This window comes from Enterococcus sp. C102(2024) (assembly GCF_040888205.1).
Lineage (GTDB): Bacteria > Bacillota > Bacilli > Lactobacillales > Enterococcaceae > Enterococcus > Enterococcus faecalis.
Map to the genome: position 1 here is coordinate 331,798 of NZ_JBFOHH010000001.1, position 13,874 is coordinate 345,671.

Below are 13,874 nucleotides of genomic sequence, written 5' to 3' on the forward strand. Positions count from 1 at the left end.
AGAATATAGAGGGATAATATGAATAAAATCTTAAATAAAATATCTTTTGATGATGCAAAGAATTTAATAGAAACTGCTAGTACTCAATTATACAAAACGCAAAAATATAAAATACTTTGTTTAGGACTATTTAGTATTTTTTTATCTTTATTGACAGTAAATAACTCTGTATGGACTACTTTGATTTTAATAATAATAATTTGTGGTAGTTACAGTTTAAATAGTTTATGTCACGTTAAATATCAGTTCTTAATTCAAGCTAGTGATAGTTTTACAATATATTTGTTAGTACAAAGCTGGACATTAAGTATAATTCTAGGAATACAATCAGACGGGAAACCTCTGTTTGGCTCTTTTTATATACTTATTTCTGTATGTTATTTAATTATTGTAGGGATGCTTAGTTTTTTGAGATGCAAAATCATGGTTTTGGAGTATCTAAGACAAAAAAATATTAATGTTGAAATTTCCAAAAAGACAATTTTTTTTAATAGTCTAATATTAAAATTATCTACATTGATGATTGTACTAATTGTGATAGGAATACAGTTTTATCGATTAAATAAATCTTGGTTGAGTCAAAGTACAAATGAAACTGGTTTATTGGTTATAGAAAATAAATGGCTAGGAACAGCGATATTTTTAATAATAATTGCCATTATTTTTCTCATTGTTCTTGTTTTTTCTCTACTTCCAACTATGATATTTAATAAAAAACTATTTGTTGAAGGAATTGTTTTGAAAAAATTTTCCGAGGAATTCCGTCAAGAATATGGCTTTACAAAGCAAGAATGGTATGGTGAAGATAGTTAGAACAAAAGAGGTCAAGTTTGAACCTGACCTCATTTATATAATATAAGCAACTAAATGTGGTATTTCACAGATATCTTTTCAAAAATTTCGCTAGAATCAAGAATTACTGTAAGATCTAAAATAGGCCTCAAAGAGTTTAAAAAATTGAAAGCTGTTTCTGATTTTTTAAAAGCATATCCCATACTGAAAGAAGGACTATTATATATAGGAGATGGTTTAACCTTCCTTTCCTATGCCTATGAAGAATACACTAATCCAAAAAGTCCAGCATATGGAGATGAAAGTAAGGCTATTTATGGTGGGATTAATTCATTTGCTTGGGACATGGGGCCGCTAGAAGGAGCAGAATATGGAGGACCTGTTGGAGCTGTGTTGGGGACGGTGAATACTACTGGTCGTATGGGAAAAGATATTATTAATTCTATTCCCAAAATATGGGGAGATAAAGATGGATTTGGTTGGTCATCTTCTGCAGAAGATAAAAGAAAATGGTTAAATGAACAATATAAAAAACATGGAGAATATGAAGTGATTCCAACGGATAAAGAATATAAAATAGGGGTGCCTGTTCATAGTGGCAGCACTAATATTAACCCGCAAATGAATAACAAAATTTATAAAAGGAACTGAGGTGCGTTTATGAAAAGTTTAAATAACATGATAAATATAATAACCTTTGAACAAGCAAAAAAAAATTATAAACTACGACATACTTTTAGAAAATATATCAGGTGAAAAGAATACGTTGCTGAGCTATTCTATCAAAAAAATATAATTTTGCTTGGGTCGATGATAATTCCTACGATATTTCTAATTGCAATGTCAACATACAATTTTAAAGATGTACCAAAACAAGGATATCCAATTTTTATTGCAATTATTGGAATAATTATAGGCATTGTCATTTTGAGTTGCTATTTATATTTCAAAATTTCTAAAAAAAAATCGTTGTATAGGATTGAATCGATTTAATTATAAAATGATACTGTTTTCATTGAGTGAAGTTAGCGTATTTGGCTATAGTGGGATAATCGTATTTGCGCAATTTCAACAGTTGAACACATATATCAGACTGTTATTGATAGTGCTTTACTATATTTTACTGTATAAGTTAGTAGTAATAATAATTGTTACCGATACAAAAAAAGTATTGAATGATACGTACGGTTTTGTATTACCTGTAAAAAAATGGCAACAAGGACTTAGTCGGTTTCCAGCTAGATTGATTATATTTACTATTGTGGGTATGCAAGTATATAGAATAACAAAATCTTTCTTTATATTATTCTGATATAAATAACATAACTAATTTTCTTTACGGTGTCGTTGGAGGATTTGGTGTTATACTCGGTAGTTTTTGCGTAGGTTTACTTCCAACAACCTTTTTTGATGGGAATGAATTTATTCAAGGCGCATTAATAAAAAAATATTCAGAAGAATTTCGTAGAACGTTTTTTTTGATAAAGAAGAATGGTATAGGAACAAATAATAATAGTTGCAAACATTTAAAATACATGAAAACTAACAGAAGATATTCATAACTATTTTTTCAGTAATAAATAAAAGTAATCCGGATAAACTTCTATGAATGAGACCAGAATAGTTATGCCAATTCTAAAAAAAGTTGAGATTTTGGAGTTGCAATATAACTTCTGGCCTTTCTACATAATATAGCATTAAAACATATACTATTTGGCAAAGAGCCGATACTTCTAAGTCTTTAGCAGTTCCTCTTGGCGTTCGTGGCAAAGATGACATTGTTTACTTGAACTTACATGAACGTGCCATGGACCGCATGGACTTGTCGCAGGAACGACTGGCTCTGGTAAGTCTGAAATCGTTCAAAGTTATATGTTGTCATTAGCTGTTAATTTTGCTCCAGAAGATGTAGGTTTTTTACCTATTGATTTTAAAGGAGGCGGAATGGCTAACTTATTTGCAAAATTACCTCATTTATTGGGTTCGATTACTAACTTAGATGGAGCTAGTTCAGCTAGAGCATTACAAAGTATTCGTGCAGAATTACAAAAACGACAAAGAAAATTTGGAGAATACGGGGTTAACCACATCAATGGTTATACGAAATTATATAAACAAGGAAAAGAAATTACTGACCCAGAAGAAAAGAAAAACTATCCAAGTGAGCCATTACCCCATTTATTTTTAATCAGCGATGAATTCGCTGAATTAAAAGCCAATGAACCAGATTTTATGGCAGAACTTGTCTCTACTGCGCGGATTGGTCGTTCGTTAGGTGTACATTTAATTTTGGCGACACAAAAACCAAGCGGCGTAGTGGACGACCAAATCTGGTCAAACTCACGGTTTAAGCTGGCATTAAAAGTTGCTGACGCCAATGATTCCAATGAGATTATTAAAACCCCAGATGCTGCTAGTATTACTCAACCGGGTCGTGCTTATTTGCAAGTAGGGAATAATGAAATTTACGAATTATTCCAATCTGCTTGGAGTGGTGCTAACTATGATCCATTCGCTACCAAGGAAGAAAAAGTGGATGAAAGGATTTGGTCAATTAATCAATTAGGACAATACGAATTATTAACTGCCGACCTTTCCGAAGAAGAAGAGGTTTCTATTAAAACGGAGGAAGAGTTAACACAATTAGATGCAATTGTTGAAGAAATTGCCAAGCATGCGGAAGAAAGTCAAGCAACTTTACCAGAGAAACCTTGGTTACCTCCATTAGCAACAGAAATTGTTTCACCACTTTTTAAAACGCAATGGCAAGAACAACGAGAACTTTCTGTTCCTTTTGGTTTTATGGATATTCCAGCAAAACAAGAACAAGTCAATTTCAATTTCGATTTGCACGAATTAAATCATACTGCCTTATATGGTTCGCCGGGGTTCGGTAAATCAACAGCTTTGCAAACCCTAGTAATGAACTTTGCTCGTAAAAATACACCAGAACAAGTTCAATTTAATTTGTTTGATTTTGGTACAAATGGGTTGTTACCGTTGAAAAAATTACCACATGTTGCTGATTTAGTCCGTTTGGAAGAAGAGGAAAAATTAGTTAAATTCTTAAAACGAATTCGTAAAGAAATTCAAGAGCGTAAAGATGCCTTTACTGAATACGGTGTTGCTAGTTTAAATCAATACGAAGAAAAATCAGGACAGAAATTACCAGTGATTGTTACGATTGTAGATGGGTTTGATGCAGTCAAAGAAAGCCCATTAGAGGATCCAATTGAATCTGTTTTAAATCAATTGCTACGAGAAGGAGCAAGTGTTGGCTTGTATACCATTATTACGGTCTTAAGAACAAATAGCTTTAAAATGAGTATGACAAGTAATATCCCAACACATATCGGTTTGTATTTAGTAGAAGAAGATGCGATTCGTGATGTTGTTGGACGAGAAGCTTTGATTCCACAAGAAATTATGGGACGTGCACAAGTGAAATTGGAACAGCCGCAAGAAATTCAAATCTATCTACCAACAGAAGGGGAAAATGATATCGCTCGTTTAAACCGTTTAGAACAAGAAATTGAAAAGATGAACCAAAAATGGGGCGGTGAACGACCACTACCAATTCCAATGTTACCGAAAACAATCGCTATGGCGAATCTATACAATCATCCACACGCTCAACAAATGCTGGAAAATATGGAGTTCCCTATTGCCTTTGATAAAGAAACGACTAACATAGTGGGCTTCAAACCAACGGAACATGGTTATTTTGTGATTGGTGATGATACACCACAACAAAATGAATCTGTTGAAAAAGTGATTATCGAAGACATGAAGCATTTTAGAGGGCGTGCCGAACGGATTATCTTTAACCATAGTGACCGTTTTGGCGGTTATGCAGATAGCTTTGATACAGTGATCGCAGGAACTGAATATGGAAGCTTTGTCAATGAATTATTACAGGAAATTGAACAACGACAAATGATTAGTGAGTATGAACCGATGTTGATTTATATTCCCGAAGCGCAACAATTTGTCGAAAAATCCTTTATTAGTGCTGAAAACCTAAATATCCTACTGAAAAAAGGTAGCAAAGTCGCGATGTATTTTATTTTCCAAACCAATCAAAAATTATTGGAAAACAGTTTTAATGATGCCGATAAATTATTACGTGCTAATATCCCAGCGGGTATGGTTGGTACCAGACTCGCAGACCAAAGCTTTGTTAAAACGAAAAGTGATTATAATGAACCTGCCGTGGAATTGGATGAATCTCATTTCTTTGAAGGTCGAACAGCAATGCGGGTGAAGTTAGTAAGTGAATAAAAAGGAGTGGAATTATGAATAATGAATTCTCAAAATTAATTGATATGAAAAAGAGCGAAGAAGAAATTGAAACAAATCATTTTATTATCAAAGATAACATTTTAAGATTTGATCATCTAACTTTACAATTAAGTAACATTTCCAGAATATATGCTGGAACTAAGCGGATGAGAATTCCTGTGATGGCGATAAGCATTTTTGTTTTAGCTTTTGGAACTATTCGGTTTGAAGGATTACGTTGGATTAGTTTAATTATTATGGGATTGACAGGATTGTATATCTATATGGTTTATCAAAGACATCAAAGTAATAAAGAATATTTAATCTTTCAACTAAATTCTGGAGATAATTATTCCCTTTATTTTCAAGATGATGAATTTTTAAACAAAGTCCGTAATGCAGTTGAAGCAGCATTCAATCACAAAAATGTGTATTCAGAAATCAATATTGCGGAACAAAAAATTATTCAAGGAAATCACCATGTAATTCATGGCAACCAGGCCAACCTAAACACAGGGATTCAACAAGGCAATACAATGCATTCGAATAATCATGAAGAAGATTCGTCAACTACTGTTGGGGATATCACAGATAGTACTATTCATCATTCGATATTTGGCAACCAGAATCATCAAAAAAATGAACAACCTGTTTATGATTGGCCGGTACTTGAAGCTAATTTTAAAGCAGTCATCACTTCATTGAAAAATGAAGACGAAACAAAACAAGTCAACAGGCAAGCGCTAAAAGCTGTTGAAGAAAAAGACTCAAAACAATTTGAGACAATCATTAAAATGAATCGGAAAATTTTTACGTCCAATCTATTTTTAAATACTGCTAGTGGTGTATTGGCTCAAGTGATTTCAACGATTTTAGGGATTCGATAAAGGAGGAACCTCATGAGTGATGAAGCAATAAAAGCGCAAAAAAGAGCACTGGCAGCCGGAAAGCGTGCTGAAGCCAGTCATTTAAGTAGTCAGGTCAACACGGCACAAGCCAACAAAAATCAAATTGATCAGAAAATTCGAGAATTAGAAAAAGCAATTCGTGAATTAAGTCGAGAGATTCTTAGTATTCATCAATTGAAATCAACCGTTTCTAATCAGTTAAAGAGTATTTCTGGAAGTAATTTTAAAGGCACACGACGGAATAAGTATAATGAAAAAATTAGAAAAGTAGATAGTGATTTATCAAAATATGCCACAAAAAATCAAGAAAATTTACAAACGTTTCAACGGAAATTGTCTAACTTACAAGAAGAAGCGCAACGTGAAGCCATGACAATCAGTTCATTAAATTCACAAATTTCGGCACTATTATCAATAGCAATGAGTTTGGATTCTTAATAAAGGAGTGAAAAAAATAATGAAAAGCGGTGTAAATTTATCGGAATGGACGCAATCTGTCAATAAAGCAAACAGCACAATTTCAGGAATTGGCAAAATGAAAACTGTATCTTTTTCTCAAACAAATGCTCGACCTTTTACAGAATTCAAAACAATGATAGAGCAAATCAATTCTTCTCTAGAAAGTTACAAAGAATTTGCAAAAGGAAGCACCAATAAAATGATTGCTGCCGGAAAAAATAAAGCCAATGATGATAAAGCGGGAGCTGCTACTATGAAAATTAGTCAATAAGGAGTGAAGAAAAATGAATCAACAACAAAAGGAGTTGTGGGTGGCTACTATAGAAAGTAGTAACCTGACTGGAAAAATAACAAAGGACACCATAAACGAACTCGGTTTAATTTTGGGCGGTCAACCCCAATTAGCTCAAAATATTTATCAAAGTTTCCTCAATCAAACCACAAGTTATGAACATAAACCAAGAATTGGCGCGATTATTCAAATTAGTTTTGATTACGAAAAGGAAAGAGTCACTTTTGCTTGGTTAAAAAAACAAGTTGTATTGACCGTGCCACAATTTAAACGATTTATGGGTTTCGTTGATACAATTTTTACAGAAATCTATCCAATTGGAACCATTGTCGAATTAGATGAAGAATTATTAACCGAAGATGTTAAAGTGCTTTTTACTACAGATGAATTAGGTTTATTTGTTTCTGTTCAAGGGAGAAAATTAACCATTCCAGAAACGCAATGATGATTGATTACGTAGGAACTTTATGGCCATTTGGATTACAAGCAGAGGTGGAGCCAATTTATTTTAACTCGGTCATGGTAAAACGAGTTATTTCAGAAGGGCCTACTAATGCGTACGAGGAAAAGTTTACTTTTGAAGTTTTGAGAAAACAATTGGTGCAAGATGAAAAATATTCGTGTACGTATGTCTAATGAGGAGGTGGGCAAATGAAAATTAATATGCGTGAAGTGATGGAAGCTAAAAACAAAATTACTTCTTCCAGAAATAAACTACAAGCAGAAATCAATCGTGCCAAAAGCGATTGGAAAACAGTCCAAGGAAGCGATGCTTTATCTGGAAAAGTCAAAACAGCTATTAATGGTGAAATTGGTAATTACCAACTACCGATGCTAACCAATTATTATGATCTTTTACATACAATAGCACAAGAAATGGAAAAAACAATTAGTGATTTTAAAGCTAGTGTGAAGGAAAATAGTGACTCAGCCATCATTGATACAGACGCCTTAAATGAAGCAAAAGGAAAATTTTCAACACCGTTATCAAATTTTGCGAAATTAGATAAGAAAATTAGCAACATCTACAGTTCTGTAGCACATATCGTCCCTATTTCCGCACCATCCAATCAATTTAATAAAAAAATGGAAGAGGCTAAGAAAGTCTTGACGGAAACATTGAAAGGCATGGATACCTTTAACGGACACAAAGCAGACAGTGCTGTAAAAGACAAACTAGCCCAACAATCTAGTCAAATCACAAACGTCGGAGGATTAAGCTATACCAATCCCAAATCATTGGCAATTTTTACGGATAAGACATTTAAAAATGAAATAAAAGAAGCACATAAAAAAGTCCAGGAAGAAGAAAAAGATAGACTTGCTTTTGAAAAAGACCATCCAATTTTAATGGCTATGGATGGTAATTTAACAGAAGAAAAGTTAGACGAACTAGATAAATTAATTAATCATGCGATAGCAAAAGGCGTTGTTTCAGGAAAAAAATATATAAACCATATGAAAAAATTATACATTTCTAGTCGTATCAAACGTCTGCCGAATGGAAAATTGGTAATGAGACGAGCAAAAGGCTGGCTAAAAAAATTAGATCAATTAGCAGATATTGATGATTATGTGCCAAAAGGTCACCGGTCATTAAGTATCACTGCATCGGGGACCGCAAAGGAATTTACTAAACTAGGAGATAAATTATTAGGCAAATTAGATTTAGTAGATAAGAAGTCTATTCTAAGAGAATCTGGTGAAGCTTTTAGTAAAGCAAGTATTAAAGGAGTCGCAAAGGGAACTCTAAAATCAATGGGGAAATCGTTAAAGAAAGGATTATCTTTTGGCGTTAACGGTGTTGTGAAAGATGCTAAAGCATTAATCAATGCAAAAGGTGCAGGAAAAATTATTCCCGGATTAAACATAGCGGCAGGTGCTGTGGAGGTTGTGCAAGGAATAAGCAAGAGTGAAAAACAGGCCAGAAAAGATGGCTTGAAAGGGCATGAAATTACCGCAAGTAAAGTTGGCGGTGCATTGGTGGATGTCGGAAAAGTGGCGGTGACAACGGCGGCGATAGGAGCGGCAACCGCACTTTTACCAGCCACTGCATCAATAGGAGCAGTTGTTGGTGTGGGAATAATAGCAGGTTGGGCAGCAAATACAATTGATAAGAAACTAGGAGTTACTTCGGAAATGAAAAAAGGTGTCAACTCTCTAATAAAAAGTGCGCGAGGATGGTTTTCATGATAAAAAATTATGTGCCTACGAAATATAAAGACTATAACAAGAAGCCTTTTACAAAACAATCGGCTAAGAAAGTGTTGAGCGCTTATTTACTGTTGCTTATTGGTTTGATAGTTATACAAATATTTGATAAAGAGAAAGAAACACATCAAAATTTTTTAAGCATACAGTCTATTGGAGCTGTTGTCTTATTTGTACTTTCATTAATCGTTTATCTACTATCTGATAAGAAAAACATACAAAAATATTTAGCGTTAATTATGTATTTTTCATCAATATTGTTTACTTTTTTTGCTATAGCATTTTTTAGTTTCTTAGCAGAAAATCCTGTAAAAGTATTTATTGAAAGTATTAGTTTATTGTTTATTCTGCTTATTTTTTTAGAGTTTGTATATATGCTGATTGTTTTCATTTCGTTAAAAATTAATAATTTGAATTTACGAGATATGGTTGCTATGTTCATTATGAACGGAGTGAGTTTGCTTGGAATTGGTTTAATAGTTTTATCAGAAGCTAAAGACAATATATCATTTGGAGTTTTTGGAGCTACAGCAATAATAGCGGGTTTACTTATTTTAGCAACATTTCATTATCCTAGAGTATTACACTATTGGAAAAGACAATCAGATATTGATAGCGATGTATCTGTATATGGAAATTCCATTGAAATGATGAAGAACAAGAGAACCAAAAAATAGCTACATTTCTTCCAGAATTAAACGAATGTCAGACGGCACTTTAGTCATCAAAAAAGCCGGGAAATGGTTGAGTAAGTTTGATAAACTAACCGGAATTGATAACTATATGAGAAAAGGCAAAGACTTTACTCGACTAAGCACCTCAGGCGGTTTAAAACAGTTCACTGATTTAGGTGATTCATTACTGCATAAATTGAAGTTAATGGATAAAAATGTTGTATTAAAAGGATCAAAACAAGCATTCAAAGAATCAGTTAAAGGAATTGGCAAAGGAACTTTAAAGAGTGCTGGTGGTGCGTTGAAAAAAAGCGTAAGTTTTGGGATTAATGGTGTTGTGAAAGATGCCAAAGCATTAGTCAATGCAAAAGGTGCAGGAAAAATTGTGCCAGGGTTGAACATAGATTTAGGAGCTGTAGATGTCGTTCAAGGAATAAGCAAGAGTGAAAAACAAGCCAGAAAAGACGGATTGAAAGGGAAAGAAATTACCGCAAGTAAAGTGGGTGGTGCATTGGTGGATGTCGGGAAAGTAGCGGTGACAACGGTGGCGATAGGAGCGGCTGGTGCTGTAGCAGGATTTTTTGGCGCTCCTGTTGTGGGTGTGGTTTTAACTGGAATTGCAGTCTCAGAAGCAATTAATTATGCAGATAAGAAATGGAAAGTAACTAATTCTTTAAAATCTGGAGTAAATTCAATGGTAAAAGGGGTATCTGGATGGTTCAAATAAAAAGTATTTTTAAAAATTTTATTCCATCGAATTATAAAAAATATAGTTTAAAGGAGTATACAAATAAATCATTTTTACTGTCAGGAAGTGGATATATATTTTTGCTTTTATTTTGGCTTTTAGGTAGGTGGTCTGGAAGATCTTCGGGAACCATAACAGATGAAACCAATCAGTTTATTTTAAACTTTTTAAAGATAATTATGCAATTACTAATATTAGATGTTGTATGTTTAATGTTATTTAAAATAAAAAAGCTGCAAAAATATTTAGCTGTATTTATTTATGCGTTAGGTATGTTATTTTTAATAATTTTGTGTGCATTTACAGCATCATTATCAGATAACACAACTAATGTATTTATATGGGAGCTTATTCTTGTTTTTAGTTGTCTTTTTTTGCAGGTTGTTTATAATTTTGTTTTAACTTTCATCTCCTTGAAAAAAAATAATCTGAGCATTCGAGATAAATACGCAAATTATTGTATGAACTTTATTGGCATTTTCGGATTATTAATTCTTCTTTTAGCAAAGATATTGGATAATAGCTCATTGTTTTTTATAGGGTTTTCTATCACAATATCTATACTTATTAATATTGGGATTTTCCATTTTCCTCGTGTAATACGATATTGGAAGAAAATGCCATTGATTGATTTAAACAAATCTGCATATGGAAATTCTATTGAAATGATGAAGAACAAGAGAACCAAAAAATAGCTATATTTCTTCCAGGGTTAAACGAATGTCAGACGGTACTTTAGTAATCAAAAAAGCTGGAAAATGGTTGAATAAATGAGATAAATTAAATGGCATTGATAACGTTATGAGAAAAGGTAAAGACTTTACTTGACTCCAAGCACGCAAGGAGGCTTAAAACCAGCCTTCAAAGATTCAATCAAAGGAATTGGTAGGTATTGAAAAATTTAAAAATAGATCGATTTTAGGAAATTAATTTAATGAAAAGAGGGAAGAAGATGATTGAAAAAGTATCATTGGAAATGAACAATTTAGTGTATATTGAAAAACGAGCAACAACAGATCAATTAGTGGATTTAATTTTACAATCAGAAGAATTAACTTATGAAGAAGGTTTTTATAAAAATGGACCAACAATGATTGAACTAAAACCAACTGAATTAAGTGAAGAGCAACAAACGTATAAATTTTATATTCCTGTGAATGAGCCAGTTGAAAGTGGCGAGATTTTTACTGTAGAAAATATTCATTATGATCATCTAGTTCGTAAAAGAATTCCTTTTGATGATGAACTTGGCGCTAATATTGAGGAAATGACGGATTACTTGCTGGAACAAAAGATTGAATTTGATGATAAATTATTGTTGGTAATGACCTTAGTTTATGATGAATATTGGGTAGATGTTTTAATCCCAACAAAAGAGTAGGTGAAAAAATGAGAAAAACAATTGGCTATAAACAATCATTACATTATCAAAATGTCATCAGTCGTTATTATGTAACGACTTCAGAGGAGATGGGTCGTTGTTTAGAAGATGCTTTGGAAACAATTTTTGAAGCAGATTATTCTTTATCAGACAGCTTTTTCTATTCAATGAATTCTGACATTCGTGAAGAAGAATTGCTGATTCAAGTTTTTTTACCTGTCAATGAAGAATGGCAAGAGAATCTTCCAGCAGAATATCGTTTCCAATCTTATTTTCAGGTGAACAATATGTTAGCAACTAGAGCAAAAGGCGATAAGCTATCTGAATTCTCTAAAGCATTAGAAGAGTTAATCACTATAGTTGTTCAGGAAGATTTGACAATTGTTTCACCAATTTTCTATTGTCCGCAAGTAATAGATAATAAGGTATACACTGATTTGATGATTGGTGTTAAATAGTTTTGAACTGATTAGAGTTTTGTTGTAAGGAAAGAGGAGAGAAAAGTTTGAGTTTGCTTATAAATGAGGAAGAGATATTTGAAGTGAGACTGACTAAGGCAGATGGGTACAAAAAAATTGGTATAGGACTAGGTGTTATTTTTGTCACACTTAGTTGCTTGGTATGGTTTTACTTTCCACTCTATAAAAATCCAGTGACAAGTAATATAATTTTTTTGTTTTTTTAACAGTAGTGGCTATACTAATCAGTGCTTTATCCTTACTTAAATTAATATGTATGTTTGCTTTTTTGATAATCGAAACCGGGATTAATGAGACTAAGTATATCAGAAAATATGGTGGCATTTTATATAGAATGGACAGTCGTGGTTTGTCATATCATGAAAAGGGATTTCTAATAGTGCGTAGTTGGTCGGAGGTCATTGATGTAGGACTTTTCAGACAAATGGAAAGGGAGGTTATTTATAATTATCAAATAAAATTTAGTGATGGTGATAGACATACTTTTGATTTAAGAGGGAATTATCCAACGATAGCATTCAAAGAAAAAATTGAAGAATTCTGGTTTAAATACAATAGCTAAATTAATCTTCCTTCCCCCTCCTAGAAAACACAAAACCGTGGTACAATAACTTACGTAATAGACACACCTACTCCGAATGTCAAAAAAGGGCAGAAAAGTAGACAAGAAATTGTTTAAGGAGTAAAGTAAACTTACTTAAAATTTTGGGGGAAATAAAATGTATGATGTAATTATCATTGGTGCCGGTCCTGCTGGGATGACGGCAGCACTTTATGCATCACGGTCCAATCTTTCTGTATTGATGATTGAACGCGGTGCGCCTGGTGGGCAAATGAACAACACTGCTGAGGTAGAGAATTACCCAGGCTTTGATTCTATTATGGGTCCAGAATTGGCCTATAAAATGTATGAAAATGTAGAAAAATTTGGTACGGAAAATGCGTATGGCATTGTGATGGGTATCGAAGACCACGGATCCTATAAAGAAGTGATTTGTGATGACAAATCTTATGAAGCTAAAGCGGTAATTATTGCAACAGGCTGTGAACACCGAAAATTGGGTGTAAAAGGCGAAGAAGAATTTGCTGGCCGTGGTGTTTCTTATTGTGCCGTTTGTGACGGCGCCTTCTTTAAAAATAAACGCTTAGTAGTTGTTGGTGGCGGCGATTCTGCAGTTGAAGAAGCAATCTATTTAACACAATTTGCTTCTGAAGTAGTGATTGTTCACCGTCGTGATGAATTGCGTGCGCAAAAAATCATTCAAGATCGTGCCTTTGCAAATGAAAAGATTTCCTTTGTTTGGGATACAGTTGTCGAAGAAATTGTTGGCAATGAAATGGTCGTGACAGGTGTGAAAGCACGGAATGTCAAAACAGATGAAGTTTCTGAAATTGAAGCAAACGGCGTGTTCATTTACGTGGGGCTAGATCCATTAACAGAACCATTTAAGAAAGCTGGTATTACGAATGAGGCTGGTTGGATTGAAACAGACCAAGAAATGAGAACAAAAATTCCTGGTGTTTATGCCATTGGTGATGTCCGTGAAAAAACATTGCGTCAAATCACGACAGCGGTCGGTGAAGGCGGTATTGCTGGACAACAAGTATTTAACTATATTGAAGAATTAAAATAAAAAAATGCTTTTGCC

The 13,874-nt window shown here is 33.4% G+C and carries 14 protein-coding genes and 1 pseudogene; all 15 read left to right on the forward strand.

Features of this window, described 5'->3' with window-relative positions; genetic code table 11:
* The first annotated feature begins 18 nt into the window (after positions 1 to 18).
* The 15 genes and pseudogenes from AB3I34_RS01715 (at position 19) to trxB (ending at position 13,859) form a co-directional block, all read left to right on the forward strand.
* Positions 19 to 813 carry a hypothetical protein gene (locus AB3I34_RS01715; RefSeq protein ID WP_010712374.1) on the forward strand — a complete coding sequence of 265 codons (795 nt, stop codon included), beginning with the start codon at positions 19 to 21 and terminating at the stop codon, positions 811 to 813.
* Positions 814 to 867: 54 nt separating this feature from the next.
* Complete coding sequence (locus AB3I34_RS01720; protein ID WP_010712375.1) at positions 868 to 1,443, forward strand: hypothetical protein; 576 nt, start codon at positions 868 to 870, stop codon at positions 1,441 to 1,443.
* A 1,135-nt stretch (positions 1,444 to 2,578) separates the two neighbouring features.
* Positions 2,579 to 5,073 (forward strand): annotated as a pseudogene (gene essC / locus AB3I34_RS01725) (type VII secretion protein EssC).
* Between the two features lie 14 nt (positions 5,074 to 5,087).
* The gene (locus tag AB3I34_RS01730) at positions 5,088 to 5,960 is read left to right on the forward strand and encodes a DUF6232 family protein (RefSeq protein WP_010712377.1); all 873 of its coding nucleotides are present in this window, start codon (positions 5,088 to 5,090) and stop codon (positions 5,958 to 5,960) included.
* Between the two features lie 12 nt (positions 5,961 to 5,972).
* Positions 5,973 to 6,419, forward strand: a complete 447-nt coding sequence (locus AB3I34_RS01735) for a DUF5082 family protein (RefSeq protein ID WP_010712378.1) — start codon at positions 5,973 to 5,975, stop codon at positions 6,417 to 6,419.
* Between the two features lie 19 nt (positions 6,420 to 6,438).
* A complete protein-coding gene (locus AB3I34_RS01740; RefSeq protein WP_002385949.1) occupies positions 6,439 to 6,711 on the forward strand; it encodes a hypothetical protein in 273 nt (90 codons plus the stop codon).
* Positions 6,712 to 6,724: 13 nt separating this feature from the next.
* A complete protein-coding gene (locus AB3I34_RS01745) occupies positions 6,725 to 7,177 on the forward strand; it encodes a hypothetical protein (protein WP_228759694.1) in 453 nt (150 codons plus the stop codon).
* Complete coding sequence (locus tag AB3I34_RS01750; protein WP_241694646.1) at positions 7,177 to 7,368, forward strand: DUF4176 domain-containing protein; 192 nt, start codon at positions 7,177 to 7,179, stop codon at positions 7,366 to 7,368. Before AB3I34_RS01745 ends, AB3I34_RS01750 begins: the two co-directional genes overlap by 1 nt.
* Positions 7,369 to 7,383: 15 nt before the next feature.
* Complete coding sequence (locus tag AB3I34_RS01755; RefSeq protein ID WP_010712380.1) at positions 7,384 to 8,925, forward strand: T7SS effector LXG polymorphic toxin; 1,542 nt, start codon at positions 7,384 to 7,386, stop codon at positions 8,923 to 8,925.
* The gene (locus AB3I34_RS01760; RefSeq protein WP_010712381.1) at positions 8,922 to 9,620 is read left to right on the forward strand and encodes a hypothetical protein; all 699 of its coding nucleotides are present in this window, start codon (positions 8,922 to 8,924) and stop codon (positions 9,618 to 9,620) included. Before AB3I34_RS01755 ends, AB3I34_RS01760 begins: the two co-directional genes overlap by 4 nt.
* Positions 9,621 to 9,645: 25 nt before the next feature.
* Positions 9,646 to 10,344: a hypothetical protein gene (locus tag AB3I34_RS01765; protein ID WP_010712382.1), complete on the forward strand. Its 699-nt coding sequence runs from the start codon at positions 9,646 to 9,648 to the stop codon at positions 10,342 to 10,344.
* Entirely contained in the window at positions 10,332 to 11,060 is a 729-nt protein-coding gene (locus tag AB3I34_RS01770) for a hypothetical protein (RefSeq protein WP_010712383.1), read from the forward strand. Before AB3I34_RS01765 ends, AB3I34_RS01770 begins: the two co-directional genes overlap by 13 nt.
* A gap of 239 nt (positions 11,061 to 11,299) precedes the next feature.
* A complete protein-coding gene (locus AB3I34_RS01775; RefSeq protein WP_025189366.1) occupies positions 11,300 to 11,746 on the forward strand; it encodes a hypothetical protein in 447 nt (148 codons plus the stop codon).
* 8 nt (positions 11,747 to 11,754) lie between these two features.
* A complete protein-coding gene (locus AB3I34_RS01780; RefSeq protein WP_010712385.1) occupies positions 11,755 to 12,204 on the forward strand; it encodes a DUF5085 family protein in 450 nt (149 codons plus the stop codon).
* Positions 12,205 to 12,944: 740 nt separating this feature from the next.
* Positions 12,945 to 13,859 carry a thioredoxin-disulfide reductase gene (gene trxB / locus AB3I34_RS01785; RefSeq protein ID WP_002357780.1) on the forward strand — a complete coding sequence of 305 codons (915 nt, stop codon included), beginning with the start codon at positions 12,945 to 12,947 and terminating at the stop codon, positions 13,857 to 13,859.
* Positions 13,860 to 13,874 lie beyond the last annotated feature (15 nt).